Source organism: Cupriavidus sp. GW823-FHT07B10 (assembly GCF_058794355.1).
Map to the genome: position 1 here is coordinate 141,712 of NZ_JBXAGS010000007.1, position 22,760 is coordinate 164,471.

22 protein-coding genes are annotated in these 22,760 nt (G+C 67.0%); 20 read left to right on the top strand and 2 right to left on the bottom strand.

The features are described 5' to 3' along the window. Positions 1-66 precede the first annotated feature (66 nt). The 12 genes from AC1Q6V_RS17190 (at position 67) to AC1Q6V_RS17245 (ending at position 14,006) form a co-directional block, all read left to right on the top strand. Complete coding sequence (locus AC1Q6V_RS17190) at positions 67-1,335, top strand: ROK family protein (protein ID WP_454750053.1); 1,269 nt, start codon at positions 67-69, stop codon at positions 1,333-1,335. A gap of 19 nt (positions 1,336-1,354) precedes the next feature. Then, positions 1,355-2,917: a sugar ABC transporter ATP-binding protein gene (locus AC1Q6V_RS17195; protein WP_454750061.1), complete on the top strand. Its 1,563-nt coding sequence runs from the start codon at positions 1,355-1,357 to the stop codon at positions 2,915-2,917. Between the two features lie 79 nt (positions 2,918-2,996). Continuing rightward, positions 2,997-4,019, top strand: coding sequence for an ABC transporter permease subunit (locus tag AC1Q6V_RS17200; protein ID WP_010814484.1), 1,023 nt, complete (start codon positions 2,997-2,999; stop codon positions 4,017-4,019). 25 nt (positions 4,020-4,044) lie between these two features. After that, entirely contained in the window at positions 4,045-5,031 is a 987-nt protein-coding gene (locus tag AC1Q6V_RS17205) for an ABC transporter substrate-binding protein (RefSeq protein WP_011617275.1), read from the top strand. A gap of 45 nt (positions 5,032-5,076) precedes the next feature. Then, on the top strand, positions 5,077-6,573 hold the full coding sequence (gene zwf / locus AC1Q6V_RS17210) for a glucose-6-phosphate dehydrogenase (RefSeq protein ID WP_011617276.1): 1,497 nt from the start codon (positions 5,077-5,079) through the stop codon (positions 6,571-6,573). 24 nt (positions 6,574-6,597) lie between these two features. After that, positions 6,598-8,232, top strand: coding sequence for a glucose-6-phosphate isomerase (gene pgi / locus AC1Q6V_RS17215; protein ID WP_454750054.1), 1,635 nt, complete (start codon positions 6,598-6,600; stop codon positions 8,230-8,232). 28 nt (positions 8,233-8,260) lie between these two features. Continuing rightward, complete coding sequence (locus tag AC1Q6V_RS17220) at positions 8,261-9,172, top strand: carbohydrate kinase family protein (RefSeq protein WP_010814488.1); 912 nt, start codon at positions 8,261-8,263, stop codon at positions 9,170-9,172. A 253-nt stretch (positions 9,173-9,425) separates the two neighbouring features. Continuing rightward, positions 9,426-9,779, top strand: coding sequence for a toxin-antitoxin system TumE family protein (locus AC1Q6V_RS17225; protein ID WP_010814489.1), 354 nt, complete (start codon positions 9,426-9,428; stop codon positions 9,777-9,779). Beyond that, the gene (locus AC1Q6V_RS17230; protein ID WP_010814490.1) at positions 9,780-10,145 is read left to right on the top strand and encodes an HVO_A0114 family putative DNA-binding protein; all 366 of its coding nucleotides are present in this window, start codon (positions 9,780-9,782) and stop codon (positions 10,143-10,145) included. A gap of 307 nt (positions 10,146-10,452) precedes the next feature. Next, complete coding sequence (locus AC1Q6V_RS17235) at positions 10,453-11,778, top strand: MFS transporter (RefSeq protein ID WP_454750055.1); 1,326 nt, start codon at positions 10,453-10,455, stop codon at positions 11,776-11,778. A 1-nt stretch (position 11,779) separates the two neighbouring features. After that, on the top strand, positions 11,780-13,018 hold the full coding sequence (locus tag AC1Q6V_RS17240) for a metal-dependent hydrolase family protein (RefSeq protein WP_010814492.1): 1,239 nt from the start codon (positions 11,780-11,782) through the stop codon (positions 13,016-13,018). Between the two features lie 82 nt (positions 13,019-13,100). Continuing rightward, on the top strand, positions 13,101-14,006 hold the full coding sequence (locus AC1Q6V_RS17245) for a LysR substrate-binding domain-containing protein (protein WP_454750056.1): 906 nt from the start codon (positions 13,101-13,103) through the stop codon (positions 14,004-14,006). A gap of 4 nt (positions 14,007-14,010) precedes the next feature. Here AC1Q6V_RS17245 and AC1Q6V_RS17250 read toward each other — a convergent pair whose 3' ends face one another. Both AC1Q6V_RS17250 and AC1Q6V_RS17255 read right to left on the bottom strand, forming a co-directional pair. Continuing rightward, positions 14,011-14,982 carry a Bug family tripartite tricarboxylate transporter substrate binding protein gene (locus tag AC1Q6V_RS17250; RefSeq protein ID WP_454750057.1) on the bottom strand — a complete coding sequence of 324 codons (972 nt, stop codon included), beginning with the start codon at positions 14,980-14,982 and terminating at the stop codon, positions 14,011-14,013. A gap of 377 nt (positions 14,983-15,359) precedes the next feature. Further along, positions 15,360-16,070 carry an SDR family oxidoreductase gene (locus tag AC1Q6V_RS17255; RefSeq protein WP_011617280.1) on the bottom strand — a complete coding sequence of 237 codons (711 nt, stop codon included), beginning with the start codon at positions 16,068-16,070 and terminating at the stop codon, positions 15,360-15,362. A 132-nt stretch (positions 16,071-16,202) separates the two neighbouring features. On the opposite strand from AC1Q6V_RS17255, the gene AC1Q6V_RS17260 reads away from it, so the two are divergent. The 8 genes from AC1Q6V_RS17260 to AC1Q6V_RS17295 are packed head-to-tail and all read left to right on the top strand — an operon-like array spanning position 16,203 to position 22,648. Beyond that, positions 16,203-16,673, top strand: a complete 471-nt coding sequence (locus AC1Q6V_RS17260; RefSeq protein WP_058696794.1) for an SUF system Fe-S cluster assembly regulator — start codon at positions 16,203-16,205, stop codon at positions 16,671-16,673. 31 nt (positions 16,674-16,704) lie between these two features. Then, a complete protein-coding gene (sufB, locus tag AC1Q6V_RS17265; protein ID WP_010814497.1) occupies positions 16,705-18,153 on the top strand; it encodes a Fe-S cluster assembly protein SufB in 1,449 nt (482 codons plus the stop codon). 12 nt (positions 18,154-18,165) lie between these two features. Further along, positions 18,166-18,912, top strand: a complete 747-nt coding sequence (gene sufC / locus AC1Q6V_RS17270) for a Fe-S cluster assembly ATPase SufC (RefSeq protein ID WP_010814498.1) — start codon at positions 18,166-18,168, stop codon at positions 18,910-18,912. Continuing rightward, positions 18,909-20,240: a Fe-S cluster assembly protein SufD gene (gene sufD, locus AC1Q6V_RS17275; RefSeq protein WP_454750058.1), complete on the top strand. Its 1,332-nt coding sequence runs from the start codon at positions 18,909-18,911 to the stop codon at positions 20,238-20,240. The genes sufC and sufD overlap by 4 nt, the downstream gene beginning before the upstream one ends. Continuing rightward, the gene (locus AC1Q6V_RS17280; RefSeq protein ID WP_439669117.1) at positions 20,237-21,505 is read left to right on the top strand and encodes a SufS family cysteine desulfurase; all 1,269 of its coding nucleotides are present in this window, start codon (positions 20,237-20,239) and stop codon (positions 21,503-21,505) included. Before sufD ends, AC1Q6V_RS17280 begins: the two co-directional genes overlap by 4 nt. Beyond that, complete coding sequence (gene sufU / locus AC1Q6V_RS17285; protein WP_454750258.1) at positions 21,505-21,951, top strand: Fe-S cluster assembly sulfur transfer protein SufU; 447 nt, start codon at positions 21,505-21,507, stop codon at positions 21,949-21,951. Before AC1Q6V_RS17280 ends, sufU begins: the two co-directional genes overlap by 1 nt. Before the next feature lie 6 nt (positions 21,952-21,957). Further along, entirely contained in the window at positions 21,958-22,326 is a 369-nt protein-coding gene (locus tag AC1Q6V_RS17290) for an SUF system Fe-S cluster assembly protein (protein WP_010814502.1), read from the top strand. A gap of 1 nt (position 22,327) precedes the next feature. Next, on the top strand, positions 22,328-22,648 hold the full coding sequence (locus AC1Q6V_RS17295) for a Rieske (2Fe-2S) protein (RefSeq protein ID WP_010814503.1): 321 nt from the start codon (positions 22,328-22,330) through the stop codon (positions 22,646-22,648). Positions 22,649-22,760: the final 112 nt, after the last annotated feature.

The following is a 22,760-nucleotide window of genomic DNA, read 5'->3' on the forward strand; positions in this document are numbered from 1 at the left end:
GGTTGAGTTCTGCGCACCCATATCATTTAATTCAACATGAATTAATTAATAGCGGACGGAGACAAGATGACCGCATCCAAAGCGGGCCGTGGCGTGAATTCCGCCAGCCTGCGCCTGTACAACGAACGCGCGCTGCTGCTGGCGCTGCGCCGTGCCGGCGAGGCCTCCAAGGCTGACCTGGCGCGCATGGCGCAGCTGACCAATACGGCGGTGGGGAGCATCGTGCAGACCCTGTCCGAGGAAGGTCTGGTCGAACAGTCCGGGCGCCGCACGGAAGGCCAGCGCGGCCAGCCGGCCAGCCTGATCCGGCTGCAGCCCAAGGGCGCCTTCGGCATTGGCGTACGGCTGGACCGCGGCAGCATCGAGGTGGTGATGGTGGACTTTGCCGGCCATATCCTGGCCAGCCGCGCCCACCAGCTGGTCCTGCCCCACCCTGACCAGGCGCTGGAAATGGTGCGGCACGATATTGCCGAGCTGCGCGCCCTGCTCACCCCCGCCGAACAGAAGCGCCTGCTGGGCATCGGCGTGGCGCAGCCCTATAACCTGGGTGCCTGGCTGCGCGAGCTGGACGTGCAGGGCGAAGCCTTCCAGGCAAGCTTCCGCGCCTGGGACCAGGCTGACTTCCCGGCAATGCTCAACGCCGCCACCGGCTTGCCGGTCTTCGGCGAGAACGACGGCACCGCCGCCGCGGTGGCCGAACTGTTCTACGGGCGCCACCATGCCCGGCATTTCCTCTATGTCTTCCTTGGCCCCGCCATCGGCGGCGGCGTGGTGCTCAATGGCGACTGCGTGCGCGGTGTCTCCGGCAATGCCGGCGATATCGCGATGATGCCGGTGCCGCCCAGCACCCTGCCCTCCGCGCCGGTTGCCACCGGCACCGGCAAGCGGCGCGACATCCTGATCTCGCGCGCGTCGCTCAACGCCCTGACCCGCCACCTGCGCCACCACGGCGTGGTGGTCAACGGCCATGCCGACCTGCAGCGCCAGGTCGAGCTGGGCCACCCCGCGGTCGAGGAATGGATTGCCGACTGCGTCGATGCGCTGGCGCCGGCGCTGCAGTCCGCCCTCGCCGTGCTCGACGTGCCGCTGGTGATCTTCGATGCCGATATCGACGGCGGTCTGGTCGCCACGCTGATTGCGCGCCTGCAGCAGGTGCTGGATGAAAGCGCCCCCGAAGCCCGCGCGCCCGCCACCGTGGTGCGCGGCTGCTTTGGCGCCAACGCCGGCGCGGTGGGTGCCGCGTCGCTGCCGATGTTCATGAACTTCTCGCCGCGCGCCGAACTGCTACGGGGCGCGTCTGCCATCGTTCCGGAGGCCGGCCATGCCATTGTCTGAAGCACCGCGTACCTCGCCCATGGCAGCGCACCTGCATGGCGGCCATGCGGGCCCAGCGCCGCTGCTTGAACTGCGCAATATCTCCAAGACCTTCCCCGGCGTGAAGGCGCTCAGCAACATGGAGCTGACCGTCTACGCCGGCGAAGTCCATGCCCTGATGGGCGAGAATGGCGCCGGCAAATCCACGCTGATGAAGATCCTGTCCGGCGCCTACATCGCCGACCCGGGCGGCGAGTGCCGCATCGCCGGCAAGCCGGTGGCCATCGACGGCCCGGCCACGGCGCGCGCCCACGGCGTGGCCGTGATCTACCAGGAACTGAGCCTGGCGCCCAACCTGAGCGTGGCCGAGAACATCTACCTGGGCCGCCACCTGCACCACCGCGGCATGGTCGACCGCGCCGCCATGGCGCGCGCCTGCGAGGCCACGCTGGCCCGGCTGGGCGCGGACTTCACGCCGCAGACGCCGGTGCATACGCTGTCGATCGCGCAGCGCCAGCTGGTGGAGATCGCGCGCGCGGTGCATTTCGAGACCCGCATCCTGGTGATGGACGAGCCCACCACGCCGCTGTCCACCCGCGAGACCGACCGCCTGTTCGCCCTGATCCGCCAGCTGCGCGCCGAAGGCATGGCCATCATCTATATCAGCCACCGCATGGCGGAAATCGATGAGCTGGCCGACCGCGTCACCGTGCTGCGCGACGGCTGCTTTGTCGGCACGCTCACGCGCGACGTTCTGACGCAGGCGGCGCTGGTCAAGATGATGGTCGGGCGCGACCTGTCCGGCTTCTACACCAAGACCCATGGCGCGACCGCGCCGGGCGAGATCATGCTGTCGGTGCGCAATATGTCCGATGGCCGGCGCGTGCGCGGCTGCAGCTTCGACCTGCGCGCCGGCGAGGTGCTGGGCCTGGCCGGGCTGGTGGGCGCCGGGCGGACCGAGCTGGCGCGGCTAGTCTTCGGCGCCGATGCCCGCACCGATGGCGCCGTGTTCGTGGCCGGCACGCCGCTGGCCGTCACCGGCCCGCGCCAGGCGATCGATGCCGGCATTGCCTACCTGACCGAAGACCGCAAGCTGCAGGGCCTGTTCCTGGACCAGAGCGTGCACGAGAACATCAACCTGATCGTGGCCGCGCGCGATGCGCTGCGCGGCGGGCGCCTGAACCGCGCCAGCGCGCGCCAGCGCACCGCCGCGGCGATCCGCTCGCTCGGCATCCGCGTGGCGCACCCGCAGGTCAACGTGGGATCGCTATCCGGCGGCAACCAGCAGAAGGTGATGCTGTCGCGGCTGCTGGAAACCCGGCCGCGCGTGCTGATCCTGGACGAGCCCACGCGCGGCGTGGATATCGGCGCCAAGGCCGAGATCTACCGGCTCATCAACGAGCTGGCGCGCTCCGGCGTGGCGGTGCTGATGATTTCCAGCGAACTGCCCGAGGTGGTCGGCCTGTGCGACCGCGTGCTGGTGATGCGCGAAGGCGAGCTGGCCGGCGAAGTGCCGGGCTGCGCCGATGCCGCCGCCATGCAGGAACGGATCATTGCGCTGGCGACCGGCGCCGGCGAGCAACCGCCCCCGGTCCTGCACTGAACCGCTGAATTCCCGTACAGGCCGGCAAAGAACGGCCGCACCGGGGCGGCATCCCGCCTCGCAGCATCAGGAGACACATATGCGCAATCCCCTCTCATCCACGGCCCATGGCGTCACCGCCCAGGCTGCCACGCCGGTGGGCCACGCCACCGGCCGCGCCACCACGCAGGAACGCCTGCGCGCGCTCGGCATGCTGCCGGTGCTGGTGCTGCTCTGCTTTGGCTTCACGCTGCTGACCGAGAACTTCGCCAGCCTGCAGAACCTGTCGATCATCGCCCAGCAGGCGTCGATCAACCTGGTACTGGCCGCGGGCATGACATTCGTGATCCTGACCGGGGGCATCGACCTGTCGGTGGGATCGATCCTGTCGGTGTCGGCCGTGGTGGCGATGCTGGTCTCGCTGATGCCGCAACTGGCGGCGCTGAGCGTGCCGGCAGCGCTGCTGTGCGGATTGCTGTTCGGACTGGTCAACGGTGCGCTGATCGCCTTCATGAAGCTGCCGCCGTTCATCGTGACGCTGGGCAGCCTGACCGCGGTGCGCGGGCTGGCGCGGCTGGTCGGCAACGACAGCACGGTCTACAACCCGGATATCCCGTTCGCATTTATCGGCAACGGCGACCTGCTGGGCATCCCCTGGCTGGTGGTGATTGCCGTTGCGGTGGTCGCGGTGTCGTGGCTGGTGCTGCGCCGCACGGTGCTGGGGCTGCAGATCTACGCGGTCGGCGGCAATGCCGAGGCGGCGCGCCTGTCGGGCATCAAGGTGTGGGTGGTGCTTCTGTTCGTCTATGCGGTGTCGGGCCTGCTGTCGGGGCTGGGCGGCGTGATGTCGGCGTCGCGGCTGTATGCGGCCAACGGGCTGCAGCTGGGGCAGTCCTATGAGCTGGATGCGATCGCCGCGGTGATCCTGGGCGGCACCAGCTTTGTCGGCGGGGTCGGATCGATTGCCGGCACGCTGGTGGGTGCGCTGATCATCGCGGTGCTGTCCAACGGGCTGATCCTGCTGGGCGTGTCGGATATCTGGCAATACATCATCAAGGGCCTGGTGATCATCGGCGCGGTCGCGCTCGACCGCTATCGCCAGAAGGGCTCGGCCCGTACCTGAGCTGCGGCCGCACAGGAGACAGACCGTGATCCAACCCATCCTCAAAGCCCTTGCCGCGAGCGCGCTGGCAGCGCTGTGCGCGGCGCCGGCCCTGGCACAAGCGCCCGCGCAGACCGCGCCGGCTTCAGATGTCCAGTCCGTGCAGCGCCCGCTCAAGAAGGTTGGCGTGACCCTGGGTTCGCTGGGCAACCCGTATTTTGTCGCACTGGCCCGCGGTGCCGAGGCCGCGGCCCTGCAGGCCAACCCGAAGGCAAAGGTCACCGTGCTGTCGGCGGACTACGACCTGAACAAGCAGTTCATGCACATCGACAGCTTTATCGTCGCCGGCGTCGACCTGATCCTGATCAACGCCGCCGACGCCCGCGCCATCGAGCCGGCGGTACGCAAGGCGCGCAAGGCCGGCATCGTGGTGGTGGCGGTCGATGTGGCCGCCGCCGGCGCCGATGCCACCGTGCAGACCGACAACACCCAGGCCGGCGAACTCGCCTGCGGCTTTATCGCCGACCGGCTCAAGGGCCGCGGCAACGTCATCATCCAGAACGGCCCGCCCGTATCGGCGGTGCTGGACCGGGTCAAGGGCTGCAAGACCGTGCTGGCGCGCCACCCCGATATCCGCATCCTGTCCGACGACCAGGATGCCAAGGGCTCCCGCGAAGGCGGGCTGAACGTAATGCAGCTGTACCTGACGCGCTTTCCCAAGGTGGATGCGGTCTTCACCATCAACGACCCGCAGGCCGTGGGCGCGGACCTGGCCGCGCGCCAGCTCAACCGCCGCGGCATCGTGATTGCCTCGGTCGACGGCGCGCCTGACATCGAGGCGGCATTGAAGGCCGACACGCTGGTGCAGGCCTCGGCCAGCCAGGACCCGTGGGCCATTGCCCGCACCGCTGTGCAACTGGGCGTGGGCATGATGAATGGCCAGCGCCCGCCCAACCCGACCGTGCTGCTGCCGTCCACGCTGGTGACGCGTGCCAATGTAGGCCAGTACAAGGGCTGGGCCGCGCCGCGGTAAGCGGCACGGCCGGTCCTTCCACCCTCTTTTCTATTTGCTGATTCCATGATGGCTAGCCCCCCTGCCGGCGCTCCGGCACCTGAACCTGCTCCAGAGTTCGATTTCGTACTGTTCGGCGCCACCGGCGACCTGGCGCGGCGCAAGCTGCTGCCGGCACTGTTCGATGCCCACGCCGCCGGTTCGCTGCATCCGCGCGGGCGCATCCTGGCACTGGGCAGCCAGCCGCTGTCGCATGACGCCTACCTGGCGATGCTAAACGACGAAGTGCTGCCAGCGCTGGCCGGCAACGCCGCGGCCGCAGCGTGGCAGGGCTTTCTCGACCGCATCGTGTACCTGCAGGTCGATGCCAACGCCGATGCCGGCTTCGGCGCGCTGGCCGAGCTGGTCAATGCGCGCGCGGCGCCAGTGGTGGTGTTCTACCTGGCCACGGCCCCGCACCTGTTCGTCACCATCTGCGAGCAACTGGCGCGCGTGGGCCTGACCGGCCCGCGCAGCCGCATCGTGCTGGAAAAACCGCTCGGGCACGACCTGGCCTCGTCTGAGGCCATCAACGCGGAAGTGGCGCGGCACTTTGCCGAGGACCAGATCTACCGGATCGACCACTACCTGGGCAAGGAGTCGGTGCAGAACCTGATGGCGGTGCGCTTTGGCAACGTGCTGTTCGAGCCGCTGTGGCGGCGCGAATGGGTGCGCCAGGTGCAGATCACCATCGCCGAAGAGCTGGGCGTGGAGCGCCGCGGCAACTTCTATGACGGCATCGGCGCGCTGCGCGACATGGTGCAGAACCACCTGCTGCAGCTGCTGTGCATGGTGGCGATGGAGCCGCCCACGAGCCTGTCGGAAGACGCCATCCGCGATGAGAAGCTCAAGATCCTGAAGGCGCTGCGGCCGATCCGGCCGGAAGACGTGGCCGAAAAGGTGGTGCGTGGCCAGTACTCCCGTGGCGCCGCGGGCGGCGACCCGGTGCCCGGCTATGCCAGTGAACCCGGCATCGCGCCCGACAGCCGCACCGAGACCTTCGTCGCTATCCGCGCCGAGATCGCCAACTGGCGCTGGGCCGGGGTGCCGTTCTACCTGCGTACCGGCAAGCGCATGCAGTCGCGCGTGGCGGAGATCGTGATCCATTTCCATGACGTGCCCTACCCGCTGTTCCCGCACCCGCTGGGGATCATGTCCGGCAACCGGCTGGTGATCACGCTGCAGCCCGAGGAGAGCATCCGGCTGTATTTCCTGACCAAGCAGCCGGGCGACACGCAGGCGCTGATTCCCGCGTCCCTCGACCTGCAGCTGAACACTGCCGCCCCACGTGTACGGCGCGTGGGCGCGTACGAGCGCCTGCTGCTCGACGTGATCCGCGGCCGGCTGGGCCTGTTCGTGCGGCGCGATGAGCAGGTACAGGCGTGGCGCTGGGTCGCGCCCATCCTGAAGACGTGGGAGAACTCGCCCACGCCGCCCAAGCCTTACACCGCCGGCACCTGGGGCCCGGCAGCCTCCAGTGCCCTGCTGTCGCGAGACGGCATGGCCTGGCATGAAGAGATGTAGCCCACGTATTGCGGAGTATCTGACATGACCACTTCCCTGCCCGCCTGGCAAGCCCTTCGCGCGCACGCCGACACCCTGCGCGGCACCCATATGCGCGACTGGTTCGAAGGCCCGCGCGGCCCGCTGCGCGCCGAGCGCTTCACCGCCGAAGCCTGCGGCCTGACGCTGGACTACGCCAAGAACCGCATCACCGACGAAACGCTGGCGTTGCTGTTCACCCTGGCTGGCCAGGCGCGCGTGGCCGAGCGGCGCGACGCCATGTTCGGCGGCGAACCGGTCAACACCACCGAGCACCGCGCAGCACTGCATATCGCGCTGCGCGCCTATCCGGAGGACGGCTATCGCGCGCTCGGCGTGCCCGTGGGCGCTGACGTAGCCACGGTGCTGGCACAGATCGAGCGCTTTGCCAACGCGGTGCGCAGTGGCGCCTGGACCGGGTTCGATGGCCGCGCGATCACCGACGTCGTCAATATCGGCATCGGCGGGTCGGACCTGGGCCCGCGCATGGTCTGCCGCGCGCTGGGCGATGCACAAACCACCGGCCCGCGCATGCACTTTGTCGCCAATGTCGACGGCAGCGATCTGGCACGCACGCTGTCGGGGCTGGATGCCGCCACCACGCTGGTGATCGTCTGCTCCAAGACCTTCACCACGCTGGAAACCATGGCCAACGCCTGCACCGCGCGCGACTGGTTCCTGCAGCAAGGCGTGACCCGCGCCGGGTTGGCGCGCCATTTCGTGGCGGTGTCGACCAACCGCGATGCGGTGGCCGAGTTCGGCATCGACCCGGCCAATATGTTCCCGTTCTGGGACTGGGTGGGCGGACGCTTCTCGCTGTGGTCCGCAGTGGGACTTTCGATCGCCGTGGCCATCGGCTTCGAGCGCTTCCGGCAATTGCTGGACGGCGCGCGCGCGATGGACCTGCATTTCGCCAGCGCACCGCCCGAGCGCAACCTGCCGCTGATCCTGGGCCTGCTCGACGTCTGGTACCGCAGCTTCCTCGGCGCCGGCAGCCGCTGCGTGGCGCCCTACTGCGAGCCGCTGGAACTGCTGCCGGCCTTCCTGCAGCAACTGGAAATGGAAAGCAACGGCAAGTCCGTGCGGCTTGACGGCGGCGCGCTCGATGCGGGCTCGGCCGCTGTGGTATGGGGCACGACCGGCACCAACGGCCAGCACGCCTACTTCCAGATGATGCACCAGGGCTCGCAGCTGGTTCCGGTAGACTTCATCGCCACGCTGGAACCCGTGAGCGACTTGCCCGGCCACCATACCAAGCTGCTGGCCAACTGCTTTGCACAGGGCGAGGCGCTGCTGCGCGGGCGCACCGCCGACGAAGTGCGCGCCGAGGGCGTGCGCGACGAAGCGCTGGTGCCGCACCTGGTGTTCGAGGGCAACCGGCCCAGCAATACGCTGCTGCTGCAGCGGCTGGACCCGTACCACCTGGGCGCGCTGCTGGCGCTGTCGGAACACCGCACCTTCGTGCAGGGTGCGCTGTGGCAGATCAATTCGTTTGACCAGTGGGGCGTGGAACTCGGCAAGAAACTGGCCGCGCCGATCCAGCGCGAACTGGAAGGCACGGCCGGCGCCGCCGCGCATGATGCGTCGACGGCCGCACTGATCCGCCGCGCCCAGGCAGTGCGGGCAACGGCCGCAGGCTAACCCGCGGCAAACAACACAGGAGACGCCGATGTCCACGCCCCTTCCCCGCTATGTCGTGTTCGGAGAAGCCCTGACCGACATGGTCCGCCAGGCCGACGGCAGCTGGCTGGGCCTGCCCGGCGGCTCATGCTGGAACGTGGCGCGCGTGGGCGCCCGGCTGGGCATTGCCACCGCCTTTGCGGGAGCCGTCAGCCAGGACCTGTTCGGCGATGACCTGGCCCAAGCCAGCGCTGACGCCGGCCTGGACAGCCGCTTCCTGCAGCGGGTGGCGCGCTCGCCGTTGCTGGCCTTTGTCGCGTCACGCCATCCGCCGCAGTACTTCTTTGTCGGCGACGACAGCGCGGACCTGCATTTCGATCCGGCGCGCCTGCCAGAGGGCTGGCGCCAGGCGGCAGAGGTGATCCACTTCGGCTCCATCAGCCTGGTGCGCCAGCCGCTGGCGGCACGGCTGTGTGAAGAAGCCACGCTGGCCGCAACGGCGGGCAAGCGCATTGCCTTCGACCCCAACTTCCGGGACCTGATGCGCGCACCGGGCTACGCCAACGTCCTCGCACACATGCTGCGGCTGGCCAGCTACGTCAAGATCTCCGACGAAGACCTGGCCGGACTCTTTCCCACGCTCGATATCGACGCGGCACTGGCACAGGTACGCGCCATGGCGCCCGATGCAACCGTCATGCTGACGCGCGGCGCGCATGGCATGACGTTGCTCAAGGGCAGTATTGTCGTCGAGCAGCCCGCGCTCGCAGTTGATGTGGCCGACACCGTCGGCTGTGGCGATGCGGCGATGGGCGGCTGGATGGCCGGCGTGCTGTCCGGCGCGGCGGGCGACCTTGCCGCGCAGGCGCGGCTGGCTGCCGCCGCGGCGGCAATTGCTGCGACCCGGGCCGGCGCGTATCCGCCGCGGCGCGAGGAAGTGGAAGAATTGCTGGCTGCCTGAAGGGCCGGCGACAGGAGCCGCAAGCGATCAGCAACGGAAAAGCCGGAGCCAGCAAGGAAAGCCCTTTGGGAAAGCTCTGAATATGCGCCAGATTTCCAGAAAATAACCTCCTCGTTACATTGTCGGTGGCAAAGTGATGTGCTAACCAGACGGGCCTTGGCCACAGACAAACGTTGTTCGGGCGTCCTATGGACGTACGAAACTATGCAAGCGGTCGGGCTCGCTATACTTATCACACTGTGATAGCATACCTATGCGCGACCGTAGCCTCGACACACTATTGGACCTGGATGGGCTCCGCTTCGTCATGGATGACGAAAGCTTGTATTGGGTGAAAATCGTGGTGCGCACCTGCGCTGTCTCGCAGGAACGCCCTCACGGACTGAGGTATTCGCTGACACTGCATGACAGGATTGGCTGCCGTTTGCTTGGCTTTGACAATGCGCACGGCATCAATGAGGGATCCGGGCCAGGAGTGCGGACGCGCATTGAATACGACCACCAGCACATGGCGGCGGGCGTTCGATTCTACGACTACCACGATGCTTCCACGTTGCTGGAAGATTTCTGGACAGAGGTCGACAAGATCCTGCAGCAAAAGGAGTGAATGATGAGCGGCAACCTCAAGATTGGCATCGCCTCACTGGACGACTTCAAGGCCCGCACCATGGCGATCGCCCGCGGCAAACTCAAGCCCGGAAAGGATGAGCCCAAGGTCTGGTTTCAATCGCTGGACGTGCTGGCAAAGGTCCTGTCCCCAGCCAATCGCCAATTGCTTGCGCTGATCGCGGAAACGAATCCTGAATCGCTCGAAGAGCTATCGCAAAAAACCGGACGGGCCGTGTCGAACCTGTCGCGGACACTCCGCACGATGGAGGGCTATGGCTTGATTCACTTTGAACAAGGGCCACGCCGCAGGCTTGCTCCGCGCGTTGACTACAGCGGCGTGGAGCTTGAGCTTGCTTTTCACTAGCGTCCGCTGACATGGTTGGCTGCATGGCCGGCGCGCTTGCCACTACAGCAGGAACGCCGGCCACAGCAGCTGCCCGGGGTTGAGCGCCGCGAAACTGCTGCTCTTGAGCAGGCGGCAATGTCTGGGCGGCAAATACTCTCAACGACGCGATCACCCCGAGCCATGCGCCACGCGCATGCATTCATGCGGAGATATCGCTACCGTCTGCGCCCCGCCTTCTCCTAACATCAGCTGCACCATCTGCCCGGCCGGCCTGAGACGACACCGGCCCGTGCCCCCGGCAGCTGTCACAGAGGAGGAAACACCCATGCAAAACAGCGCTGCGCCAACGAGCGCGCCCTACACACTGGCTGCGCCAGCGGCGCCCGCCATCCAGCCCAGCCAGCGCCGCCGCGCCATCATCGCGACGGTGATCGGCAATGGCCTGGAATGGTTCGATTTCACCGTCTACAGCTTCTTCGCGGTCATCATCGCGAAGCTGTTCTTTCCCACCGGCGACGACCTCAGCTCGCTGCTGCTGGCCGTGGCCACCTTCGGCGTGGGCTTCTTCATGCGCCCGGTGGGCGGCATCGTGCTGGGCATCTACGCCGACCGCGTGGGCCGCAAGGCGGCACTGTCGCTGACCATCCTGCTGATGGCGCTCGGCACCACGCTGATCGGCATTGCGCCCACATACGACCAGATCGGCCTCTTCGCCCCGCTGCTGATCGTGGTGGCGCGCCTGATGCAGGGCTTCTCCGCCGGCGGCGAGATGGGCGGCGCCACCGCCTTCCTGACCGAGTACGCCCCGGCGCGCCAGCGTGCCTACTACTCCAGCTGGATCCAGGCCAGCATCGGCGTGGCCGTGCTGCTGGGCGCGGCGGTGGGCACCTTCGTCACCAGTTCGCTGAGCACCGAGGCACTCAACAGCTGGGGCTGGCGCCTGCCGTTCCTGCTGGGCATCGTGATCGGCCCGGTGGGCTACTACATCCGCCACCACCTCGATGAAACCCCGACCTTCCGCGACAACGCCGAGCGCGCCGATTCACCGCTCAAGGAAATCGTGCAGGCCTACCCGCGCGAGACCCTGGCCAGCTTCTCGATGGTGATCCTGTGGACGGTGTGCACCTATGTGCTGCTGTTCTACATGCCGACCTACGCGGTCAAGGTGCTGAAGGTGCCGCAGGCCGATGGCTTTATCGCCGGCATGGCGGGCGGCAGTGCCATCATGGTGTTCGCGCCGCTGGTGGGCCTGCTGGCCGACCGCATCGGCCGGCGCGTGCTGCTGAGCGGCTCGGCGCTGCTGATCCTGGTGCTGGCGTGGCCGATGTTCGCGTATATCAACCATGCGCCCGGCCTGGCTTCGCTGCTGGTATTCCAGCTGGTGTTCGGCGTGCTGATCGCCACCTATACCGGCCCGATCCTGGCGGCGTTCTCCGAACTGTTCCCGGCGCGCGTGCTGTCGACCGGCCTGTCGGTGGCCTATAACTTCGCGGTGACGATCTTCGGCGGCTTTGCCTCGTTCATCATCACCTGGCTGATCGCCACCACCGGCAGCAGCATGGCCCCGGCCATCTACGTGATGATCGCCGCCGCCATCAGCCTGGTTGGCACCCGCTTCGTGCGCGAACCTTCCTACCTGCAACAACGCTGACATGTCCCAGAGTCCCCAGATCCTTTTCCACGGCGGCGATGTGCTCGAACCCGGCACGGGCGAGCTGCTGCGCGGCCACGATGTCCTGGTTGAAGGCGAGCGCATTGCCGCGGTCGGCCCGGCCATCGATGCCCCCAACGCACAGCGCATCGACGCGCGCGGCAAGACCGTGATGCCCGGCCTGATCGACTGCCACGTGCATGTGCTGGCCTCGCTGGCCAACCTCGGCCTGAACGCGGTGCAGCCCAACGTGCTGGTGGCGATCCGCGCGCTGCCGATCATGCAGCGCATGCTGGAGCGCGGCTTCACCACGGTGCGCGATGCCGGCGGCGCCGACTGGGGCCTGTCGCAGGCGGTTGCCACCGGGCTGGTGCCGGGGCCGCGCATCTTTGCGTCGGGCAAGGCGCTGTCGCAGACCGGCGGCCATGGTGATTTCCGTCCGCGCTCGGATGTGCTGGAGCCCTGTTCGTGTGCCTTCCGCGCCGGTGCCATCGCGCGCGTGGTGGATGGCGTCGATGCCGTGCGCCTGGCCGTGCGCGAAGAAATCCAGAAGGGCGCCAGCCAGATCAAGATCATGGCCTCGGGCGGCGTGGCCTCGCCTACCGACCCGATCGGCAACACCCAGTACAGCGAAGACGAGATCCGCGCGATCGTTGCCGAAGCCGAAGCCGCACAGACCTATGTGATGGCCCACGCCTACACCGGCCGCGCCATCACGCGCGCGGTGCGCTGTGGCGTGCGCACCATCGAGCACGGCAACCTGGTCGACCGCGACAGCGCCGACGAGATGCGCAGGCACGGCGCCTTCGTGGTGCCGACGCTGGTCACCTACGACGCGCTTGCGCGCGACGGCGCCCGCCTGGGCCTCCCGGCCGACTCCGTGGCCAAGATCGAGACCGTGCGCCAGGCCGGGCGCGACTCGCTGCGCATCTATGCCGATGCCGGCGTGCCGATGGGCTATGGCTCGGACCTGCTGGGCGAGATGCACGACCACCAGGCCGAAGAGTTCCGCATCCGCGCCGATCTGCTCGGCAACCTGGAAGCGATCCGCTCGGCAACCTCGATCGCGGCCGCCATCCTGCAGCGCGAAGGCGAGCTTGGCACCGTGCGCGCCGGCGCGCTGGCCGACCTGCTGCTGGTCGACGGCAATCCGCTGGCCGATATCGGCCTGATCGCCGGCCAGGGCGAGCGCCTGAGCGTGGTGATGCAGGCCGGCCGCATCCACCGCCGCGCCGGCTGATCCGGGCGGCGCGCCCCTCCCGCTGGCCTCCATCTGGATGCGCCGGCGGTCTATCATGGCGGCTTCTCTGACCGGAAACCCCATGCGCATTTCCCCGCTCCCGCCCCTGCCCAACCTGGTCGCGTTTGAAGCCGCGATGCGCCACGGCAGCTTCACCCGCGCCGCGGCCGAACTGCACCTGACCCAAAGCGCGATCAGCCGCCAGGTGGCCCAGCTGGAAGACTTTCTCGGGCGCAAGCTCTTTATCCGCGAACCGCGCGCGCTGCGCCTGACCGTCAGCGGCCAGCGCTATGCCGAGGTGGTGCAGCGCCTGCTGGTGGGCTGCGCCGAAGCGACCGAAGACGTGATGAAGGTGCGCAGCCATACCGCCCTGACGGTGGCGTGCTCCAGCGGCGTGGCGGTGCTGTGGCTGACGCCGCGGCTGGCCTCGTTCCGCGAGGCGCACCCCGAGATCCAGCTGCGCCTGACCGTCAACGACAGCCTGGCGTCACTGTCGCCGGCGGAGTTCGATATCGGCATGTACTACCTGCGCGAGGGCCCGCCGCCGGGACTGGCAGCACGACGGCTGTGTGGCGAGGAAGTGTTCCCGGTGTGCGCGCCGGGCTACCTGAACGGCCGCACGCTGGCCCCGGCCGCGCTGGCCAATGAAACGCTGCTGATGCTCGACGACGGCCAGCGCCAGTGGATGTCCTGGCAGACCTGGCTGGCCAACCAGGGCCTGCCCGACGCCACGCTGCGCAACGTGCTCACCTCCAACCAGTACCCGATCCTGCTGCAGCTGGCCATGGAAGGCCATGGCATCGTACTGGGCTGGCGCCATATGATCGACGCCTGCCTGCGCGAAGGCCTGCTGGTGCGCGCCAGCGAGGCCAGCGCCAGCCTGGGCGGCGGCTACTACGCGGTGTGGCCGCGCGACCGGATGGAACCGGCCGCGGCGCGCGCGTTCCGCAGCTGGCTGGTGCGGCAGGCGACGCCTGCACCAGCCTGATCGCTCAGGAACCCGCCTTGTAGTTCGTATCCTTGACGATCTTCGCCCACCTTGCCGCATCCTCGGCAATGGTCGCGGCAAACTGCTCCGGCGTGCCGCCCACCACCTCATAGTCGATCGCTGCCAGGCGCTGCTTGATCTCGGGCTGCGCCAGGATGCGGTTCACCTCCTGGTTCAGCCGCGTGACGATTTCCTTGGGCGTGCCAGCCGGTGCCAGCAGCCCCGCCCAGGAATTGAAGGCCATGCCGTCATAGCCGGCCTCATGCATGGTCGGCACGTCCGGCAGCGCGGGCGAGCGCTTGGACGCGAACACCGCCAGCGGACGCAGCTTGCCGGCCTTGATCATCGCCATGCCGTTGAACGGGTCGATGGTCATGTCGACCTCGCCTGCCACCACTGCCTGCATCTGCGGCCCGGTGCCGCGGTAAGACACGCTGACGACGTCCGGCGTGCCCGCCGCGGACTTGAAGGTGGCGCCGATCAGCTCGATCATGCTGCTGCCGGCCGACAGGCTCAGCGGCTTGGTCTTGGACTTGGCCAGCGCCACGAACTCCTGCACGGTCTTGGCCGGCACCGACGGATGGACCACCATCACGAAGCCGATATTGCTGATTTGCGAGATCGGCGCAAAGCTCTTCAGCGGCTCATAGCCCGCCTTGTACAGCACCGGGCTGAGGGTCTGCGCGCCGGCGCTGTTCAGCAGCAGGGTGTAGCCGTCCGGCGCCGCGCGCGCCACGATGTCCGTGCCGATGATGCCGTTGGCTCCGGGACGGTTTTCCACCACCACCGACTGCTTGAGCGCTTCGCCCAGCTTCTGCGAAATCAGCCGCGCCACCACGTCGGTGGCCCCGCCTGGCGCAAACGGCACCACCATGCGGATCGGCTTGCTGGGATAGGTGTCACTCCAGGCCAACGCGGGCATCGTGCCCAGCATGGCGGCGCACAGCATCAGGCGGCGGCGCAAGTTCGGTTTCATCGGGTTGTCTCCTGGACGGCGGTTGTCGGAAGCCGGCACCGGCATGGCCAGCCATGGCTGCACCTGCATTTATTCATAATTGTGAATTTTATTTTACCCACATAAATTATCCCGTCAACCGAGGGTATGTGCGGACAGGCGGCCGACCGTGACGCTGACGGTACCGACCCCGCCGGAAGTGCAGGCGAAGGACGCGGCCAACACGGTCTGCACCTGAGCCGCTGGGTTCAATCATGCAAAAAGGGACGCCAAGGCGTCCCTTTTTGCTACTGCTTCCGAACCTCCGATTGGGGCGGAAGATGGTCACATACCGGCCCTTGCGAGCAGGGAAATCGGCCGCTATCCGGATGCTCGAAGGCGCGTCACAGCATTGATCGCTACCACGGAATCGGCTGGCGATCGCGGAAGAAGCCGCCGGTGGGACCATCGTCGGGCAGCGTTGCCAGCCAGATCACAGTGTCGATGCACTGCTCCGGCGAGCGCGGCGCATCGGGGCCGCCCAGATCGGTGCGACACCAGCCCGGGCACACGGAGTTGACCTTGGCGCCGTGATCGGCCATCTCGGCGGCCAGGATGCGCGTGACGGCATTCAGCGCCGTTTTCGAGATCCGGTAAGCCGGCACGCCGCGGCCCATCTCCGCCAATTGCCCCATGCCCGAAGCCAGGTTGACCACCCGGGCGGCACGGCTCGCGCGCAGCAGCGGTGCCAGCGCCTGGGTGGTCCGCAGCACGCCGAACAGATTGGTTTCCAGGGTGCGGCGCAGGGTCTCGAGCGGCAGTTCGAGCAGGCTGGTGTGATAGTGGTCGAGCGAAACACCAGCATTGTTGATCAGCACGTCCACGCGTCCGAAGCGTTCGCTCAGCCAGTTGGCCAGTGCGGCCGCCGAGCCTTCTTCCGTGACGTCAAGGCGGTGGCATGCGATCGGATGCCCCGCGAGCCGGAGCTCTGCCTCAAGCCCAGCGAGGTCCGCCGGCGTGCGCGCCGTGGCGACGACCAGATGGCCTTCAACAGTGGCCAGACGGCGCGTGGCTGCGCGGCCCAGGCCGCGGCTCGCGCCGGTGATGACGGTAATGGGTTGGTTGGCCATGCCTGAGGTCCTCCTCGCTGGCGCAGATAACCCATCTATACACCGTCGATTACGACTTTTGTTAGGCGGATATCCGTGCCGGAACAAATCAGGACCGAATTGGTTCTAATTTAAGAAATACTGGTGGCGACGATGCTCAGACTTAGCAAGCTGACTGACTATGGCACGGTGATCATGACGCACCTGGCGCGCAACCCGGGCCGGATCTACAGTGCGGCCGAGGTCGCCGCCGCGATCGGTGTGGCGGTTCCGACGGCAAGCAAGATTCTGAAGATGCTGGCAAGGCACCACTTGCTGGAGTCTCTGCGCGGTGCCAATGGCGGCTACCTGCTGGCGCGACCGCCGGAACAGATTTCGATCGCACAGGTGATTGACGCCATGGAAGGCCCGGCCGGCATGACCGAGTGCAGTGTCGCTGCCGGCCTGTGTGCGCAGGAAGGCCTGTGCGCCATCCGCGCCAACTGGCAATCCATCAATCAAGTCATCTTTAGCGCACTGAATGGCGTGACGCTGGCGGATATGGCGCAACCGGTATTGCACCCGGTGGATATCGGCGCCTTGCGCGCCCGACGCGCAAACGGGCCGCAAGCTGACATTTTGTGATTCAGGTGACAGTGGCAAGCGAAGGCAAACCATGGCAACCCCGGCACGCAAGCTCGATGAACTGATCAGCCACGGCTATAAGCATGGCTTCTACACTGCCGTTGAGACGGACACGGTGCCGTGCGGGCTGGATGAGGACGTGATCCGCATGATCTCGGCCATCAAGGGCGAGCCGGAGTTCATGCTGGAGTGGCGTCTCAAGGCCTTCCGCCACTGGCTCACGATGTCCGAGCCGCACTGGGCGACGGTGACGCACCCGCCCATCGACTACCAGGCAATCGCCTACTATGCCGCGCCGCGCTCCCAGAAGGCCGGACCGAAGACGCTGGCCGAGGTCGATCCGGAGTTGCTGCGCACCTACGAAAAGCTGGGCGTGCCGCTGCACGAGCGCGAGCTGCTGGCCGGCGTGGCCGTGGACGCGGTATTCGACAGCGTCTCGGTGGCCACCACCTTCAAGCAGAAACTGGGCGAACTCGGCATCATCTTCTGCTCGTTTTCCGAGGCGGTGCGGGAGCATCCGGCGCTGGTGCAGCAGTATCTCGGCTCGGTCGTGCCCTATACCGACAACTTCTTCGCCTCGCTCAACTCCGCCGTGTTCAGCGACGGCTCGTTCTGCTATATCCCGCCCGGGGTACGCTGCCCGATGGAGCTGTCGACCTACTTCCGCATCAATGCCAGCAACACCGGCCAGTTCGAGCGCACCCTGATCATCGCCGACCAGGGCGCTTACGTCAGCTACCTGGAAGGCTGCACCGCGCCGATGCGCGACGAGAACCAGCTGCATGCCGCGGTGGTGGAGCTGATCGCGCTGGAAGACGCACAGATCAAGTACGCGACCGTGCAGAACTGGTATCCAGGCGACAAGGACGGCAAGGGCGGAATCTACAACTTCGTCACCAAGCGCGGTGACTGCCGCGGCGCGCGCTCGAAGATCTCGTGGACCCAGGTGGAGACCGGCTCCGCCATCACCTGGAAGTATCCGAGCGTGATCCTGCAGGGCGACGACTCGGTCGGCGAGTTCTATTCAGTCGCGCTGACCAACCACTACCAGCAGGCCGACACCGGGACCAAGATGACGCACCTCGGCAGGAACACCAGGAGCACCATCCTTTCCAAGGGCATCTCGGCCGGCCACGGCCAGAATGCTTATCGCGGGCTGGTGAAGATGGCCAGGAGCGCGGTCGGCGCACGCAACTACTCGCAGTGCGATTCGCTGCTGCTGGGCGACAAATGCGCCGCCCATACCTTCCCTTATATCGAGGTGAAGAACGCCACCGGCCAGGTCGAGCACGAGGCCTCCACCTCGCGCATCGGCGAGGACCAGTTGTTCTACTGCCAGAGCCGCGGCGTCAGCGCGGAGGATGCAGTCTCGATGATCGTGAACGGCTTTTGCAAGGAAGTATTCAAGGAGCTGCCGATGGAATTCGCGGTGGAAGCCCAGAAGCTGCTGGGCGTGAGCCTGGAAGGCAGTATCGGATGAAAGAAGCCAGCCATGCTTGAGATTCGCAAGCTGCACGTCAGCGTAGACGACAAGCCCATCCTGCACGGCATCGACCTCAGCGTGAAGGCCGGCGAGGTGCACGCCATCATGGGCCCGAACGGTTCGGGCAAGAGCACCCTGGCCCACGTACTGGCCGGGCGCGACCGCTTTACCGTGACAGAGGGCGAAGTCCTCTATGACGGCACCAGCCTGCTTGGCATGCCGCCGGAAGAGCGCGCCCGCGCGGGCATCTTCCTCGCCTTCCAGTATCCGGTGGAAATCCCCGGCGTCTCCAATATCTACCTGCTCAAGGCGGGGCTCAACGCGATCCGCAAGCACCGCGGCGAGCCGGAGCTGGACGCCATGGATTTCCTCGCCCTGGTCAAGGACAAACTCCAGCTCATGGAGATGGACCAGGACCTGCTTTACCGATCGGTGAACGAGGGCTTCTCCGGCGGGGAGAAGAAGCGCAACGAGATCCTGCAGATGGCAGTGCTGGAGCCGCGGCTCGCCATTCTCGACGAGACCGACTCCGGCCTCGACATCGATGCACTCAAGATCGTCGCCAGGGGCATCGAGGCCATGCGCAGCCCGCAACGCGCGATTGTGCTGGTCACGCACTACCAGCGCCTGCTCGACTACATCGTGCCGGACCAGGTCCACGTGCTTGCGCAAGGCCGCATCGCCAGGTCCGGCGGGCCGGAGCTGGCGCGCGAACTGGAGCGGCACGGCTATGCCGCGATGGAGTCTTCGACATGAGCGCAAGCGGACTGGAGCACTATCTCGCCGAGTTCGCCCGCGTCGAGGCCGCACTGCCCGGCCGCCGTCTGGGCTGGCTTGCGCACGCGCGGCGGCAGGCGCTGGATCATTTCGCCCAGGCCGGGTTCCCCACGCTGCGCCACGAGGACTGGAAATACACCAGCGTGGCCGCACTCGAGCGAAGCCGCTTTGCCGTGGCACTGCCGCAGGCCGACGACAGCCTGGACCCCGCAGTGGCAGCCCAGATCGAGGCGCTTGCCCTGGCCGGCGCGCAGCTGATGGTGTTCGTCAATGGCACGCACCAGCCGCAATGGTCGCGCATCGGCACCCTGCCTGCGGGCATCGAGCTGGCCAGCCTCGCCGCGACGCTGGAGCGCGCGCCGGACTGCCTGGAAGCGCTGCTGTTGTGTCGCACAAGCGACTACCCGTCCGGCTTCGCCGCCTTGAACATGGCGTTCATGACCGACGGTGCCTATATCCGCGTGGCGGCCGGCACCGTCCCGGAACAACCGATCCACTTGCTGTTCCTTGCCACCGCTGCCGAACTGGCAACCCATGCGCGCAACCTCATGGTGGCGCAAGCCGGCAGCCAGGTCTGCATCGTGGAGCACCACGCCGGCCTGGATGGCCTGGCCTATTGCACCAATACCATCACTGACATCGTTGCCGAGCGTGATGCGCAGGTCGAACATCACAAGCTGCAGCAGGAGAGCCTCAAGGCCTTCCATATCGCCGGAGTGAACCTGGACCAGCGGCAGGGTAGCCGCTGCGCCTCCAGTTCCTTTGCCCTGGGCGGCGCCCTGGCGCGGGTCGACATCAATGTCGGGCTGAATGCCGAGCATACCGAGTGTTCGCTGGACGGGCTGTATATGACCGCCGGGCGGCAGCATGTCGACCACCACACCCGCGTCGACCACGCCAGCCCGCACAGCAAGAGCCGCGAGTTGTACAAGGGCGTACTGGCGGGCGCCTCGCGCGCCGTCTTCAACGGCAAGGTGGTAGTGCATGCCGATGCCCAGCACAGCGATGCGCACCAGTCCAACCGCAATCTGCTGCTGTCCGACCAGGCCGAGGTCGACACCAAGCCGCAACTGGAGATCTATGCCGACGACGTCAAATGCGGCCACGGCGCCACCGTCGGCCAGCTCGACGCCGAGCAGATCTACTACCTGCGCTCGCGCGGGATGGACGATGCCGCGGCGCGTGCGCTGCTGACCTTTGCCTTCGCCGAAGAGGTCGTCAGGCGGCTCGGCCCTGCCCCATTGCGCACGCGGCTGGAAACGCTCTTGCGCGGCAAGCTGCCGGAGCCTGTGAAGGAGCTGCCATGAACACGGCTGCGCATGAACGGATGGCCGTGGAGCACGCGGTGCCGGCCGCCAGCCTGGAGGTGGAGCGGCTGCGGAAGGATTTCCCGATCCTGCGCCAGACCATCAACGGCAGGCCGCTGGTCTATCTGGACAACGCCGCCACCACCCAGAAGCCGCAAAGCGTGATCGATTGCGAAGCGCATTACTACGCCGCGCTCAACGCCAATATCCACCGCGGCGTGCATACCCTGAGCCAGCGCGCCACCGATGCCTACGAGGCCGCGCGCGACGCAGTGCGAGACCTGATCAACGCCGCCGGGCGCGAGGAAATCGTGTTCGTGCGCGGCACCACCGAGGCCATCAACCTGGTGGCGGCAAGCTTCGGCCAGCGCCTGCGCCCGGGCGACGAGGTCCTGATCAGCGCGATGGAGCACCACTCCAATATCGTGCCGTGGCAACTGGCGTGCCAGCGCACCGGCGCCTTGCTGCAGGTGGCGCCGATCAACGATGCCGGCGAGCTGATGCTGGAGCAGTTCGCGCGATTGCTCGGCCCGCGCACCAGACTGGTCGCGCTGACGCACCTCTCCAACGCGCTTGGCACCGTCAACCCGGTGCGGCACATCATCGAGCTGGCGCATGACCATGGCATCCCGGTGCTGATCGATGGCGCCCAGGCCGTGCCGCACCTAAAGGTCGACGTGCAGGCCCTCGATTGCGATTTCTACGCGTTCTCCGGGCACAAGCTTTACGGGCCCACCGGCGTCGGCGTGCTCTACGGCAAGGCCGCGCTGCTCGATGCCATGCCGCCTTACCAGGGCGGCGGGGACATGATTCGCGAGGTCACGTTCCGCAAGACCATATACAACGAGCTGCCCTACAAGTTCGAGGCGGGTACCCCCAATATCGCCGGCGTCATCGCCCTTGGCGCCGCCATCGGGTACGTGCGCGCGCTCGGCCTGGAAGCCATCGCCGCCCACGAGCACGCGCTGCTCGCCTACGCCAGCGCGCAGGCAGCGAGGATCGCCGGCCTGCGCATGATCGGCACGGCTGCCGACAGGGCGAGCATCCTCTCGTTCACGCTGGATGGCATCCATCCCCACGATGTCGGCACCATCCTCGATCAGCACGGCGTGGCGGTCCGTGCCGGCCACCATTGCGCCATGCCGGTGATGGAGCGCTTCGGCGTGCCCGCCACGGTGCGCGCTTCCTTCGCGCTGTACAACACGCGTGAAGAGGTGGATGCACTGTTTGCTGCCGTGCGCGCGGCACAGGAGGTATTCGCCTGATGTCTGACCTGCGCAACCTCTACCAGGAAGTGGTTGTCGACCACAGCCGCTCGCCGCGCAATTTCGGGCGGCTGGCGGCAGCGAACCGCCGCGCCGAGGGCTTCAACCCGCTGTGCGGCGACCGGCTGACGCTGTACCTGAGAATCCGCGACGCGGTGATCGAAGACGCCAGCTTCGAGGGCTCGGGCTGCGCCATCTCCACTGCCTCTGCGTCGCTGATGACGGAAGCGATCAAAGGCAAGACCGAGGCGCAGGCGCGGGCCTTGTTCTGCGGCTTCCACGCGCTGGTCACCGGAAAGCCGGGGCAGTCCGAAGTGCCGATGGGAAAGCTGGAAGTCCTGGCCGGCGTGCGCGAGTTCCCGGCGCGCGTGAAGTGCGCCACCCTGGCCTGGCATACCATGCAAGCCGCTTTGGAGAACAGCGCCAGGCCGGTCTCGACGGAGTAGAACCTCATGAGCATGATCGATTGGCTGCACAAGGCCAGGGAACACGAAGACAGGTTCGAGGCTGAGCCGGACAGCCTCGAGGGGCGGGTGATAGCGGCCTTGCGCACGGTGTACGACCCCGAGATCCCGGTCAATATCTACGACCTTGGCCTGATCTACCAGCTATCGGTGGACGAAGCCAGCGGCAAGGTCGGGATCCGCATGACGCTGACCGCGCCGGGCTGCCCGGTGGCGCAGACCTTCCCCGGCGTGGTGGAGAGCGCGGTGATGGAAGCCAGCGGGGTGGACGCGGTCGAGGTAGAACTGGTGTGGGACCCGCCCTGGTCGAGAGAACGGATGAGCGAGGCGGCACGCCTGGAACTGGGGCTGCTCTGAGATGAGCGAGTGGATCGATGTCGCCCGAGCCGAGGACTTCGCGCCCGGCACTTGCCGCAGCGTCGATATCGATGGCGTCCAGGTCGCGGTATTCAATGTGGATGGCAATTACTACGCCATCGAGGACCTCTGCTCGCATGAGGCCGAGCCGCTCTGCGGCGGTGACGTGGAAGGCCAGGAAGTCGTCTGCCCGCGCCACGGCTCGCACTTTTCCCTGCTGACGGGCGAGGCGCTGTCCCCGCCCGCCTACGAGCCGGTGGCGACGTTCCCGGTCCGGGTGGCGGACGGCAAGGTGCAGGTCAGGGACGAGCGCGGGGAATAAGCGTACAACCCCGATCAGTCACTTGGCCGGGGGCGGGTCTGGACGCACTCTCGCCAGGCTGCGCCGCCTTGCCATCCCCGCCGATCCCATCTCTAATAGTCTTGAGTACCGT

Coding starts and splice junctions, on each gene's coding strand:
- AC1Q6V_RS17255 (WP_011617280.1), bottom strand. CDS start 16,070: ATGGCCAACCAACCCATTACCGTCATCACCGGCGCGAGCCGCGGCCTG.
- AC1Q6V_RS17230 (WP_010814490.1), top strand. CDS start 9,780: ATGATGAGCGGCAACCTCAAGATTGGCATCGCCTCACTGGACGACTTC.
- sufU (WP_454750258.1), top strand. CDS start 21,505: ATGTCTGACCTGCGCAACCTCTACCAGGAAGTGGTTGTCGACCACAGC.
- AC1Q6V_RS17240 (WP_010814492.1), top strand. CDS start 11,780: ATGTCCCAGAGTCCCCAGATCCTTTTCCACGGCGGCGATGTGCTCGAA.
- AC1Q6V_RS17195 (WP_454750061.1), top strand. CDS start 1,355: ATGGCAGCGCACCTGCATGGCGGCCATGCGGGCCCAGCGCCGCTGCTT.
- AC1Q6V_RS17280 (WP_439669117.1), top strand. CDS start 20,237: ATGAACACGGCTGCGCATGAACGGATGGCCGTGGAGCACGCGGTGCCG.
- AC1Q6V_RS17250 (WP_454750057.1), bottom strand. CDS start 14,982: ATGAAACCGAACTTGCGCCGCCGCCTGATGCTGTGCGCCGCCATGCTG.
- AC1Q6V_RS17235 (WP_454750055.1), top strand. CDS start 10,453: ATGCAAAACAGCGCTGCGCCAACGAGCGCGCCCTACACACTGGCTGCG.
- zwf (WP_011617276.1), top strand. CDS start 5,077: ATGATGGCTAGCCCCCCTGCCGGCGCTCCGGCACCTGAACCTGCTCCA.
- AC1Q6V_RS17225 (WP_010814489.1), top strand. CDS start 9,426: ATGCGCGACCGTAGCCTCGACACACTATTGGACCTGGATGGGCTCCGC.
- sufB (WP_010814497.1), top strand. CDS start 16,705: ATGGCAACCCCGGCACGCAAGCTCGATGAACTGATCAGCCACGGCTAT.
- AC1Q6V_RS17295 (WP_010814503.1), top strand. CDS start 22,328: ATGAGCGAGTGGATCGATGTCGCCCGAGCCGAGGACTTCGCGCCCGGC.
- AC1Q6V_RS17200 (WP_010814484.1), top strand. CDS start 2,997: ATGCGCAATCCCCTCTCATCCACGGCCCATGGCGTCACCGCCCAGGCT.
- AC1Q6V_RS17245 (WP_454750056.1), top strand. CDS start 13,101: ATGCGCATTTCCCCGCTCCCGCCCCTGCCCAACCTGGTCGCGTTTGAA.
- sufD (WP_454750058.1), top strand. CDS start 18,909: ATGAGCGCAAGCGGACTGGAGCACTATCTCGCCGAGTTCGCCCGCGTC.
- AC1Q6V_RS17220 (WP_010814488.1), top strand. CDS start 8,261: ATGTCCACGCCCCTTCCCCGCTATGTCGTGTTCGGAGAAGCCCTGACC.
- sufC (WP_010814498.1), top strand. CDS start 18,166: ATGCTTGAGATTCGCAAGCTGCACGTCAGCGTAGACGACAAGCCCATC.
- AC1Q6V_RS17260 (WP_058696794.1), top strand. CDS start 16,203: ATGCTCAGACTTAGCAAGCTGACTGACTATGGCACGGTGATCATGACG.
- AC1Q6V_RS17190 (WP_454750053.1), top strand. CDS start 67: ATGACCGCATCCAAAGCGGGCCGTGGCGTGAATTCCGCCAGCCTGCGC.
- pgi (WP_454750054.1), top strand. CDS start 6,598: ATGACCACTTCCCTGCCCGCCTGGCAAGCCCTTCGCGCGCACGCCGAC.
- AC1Q6V_RS17290 (WP_010814502.1), top strand. CDS start 21,958: ATGAGCATGATCGATTGGCTGCACAAGGCCAGGGAACACGAAGACAGG.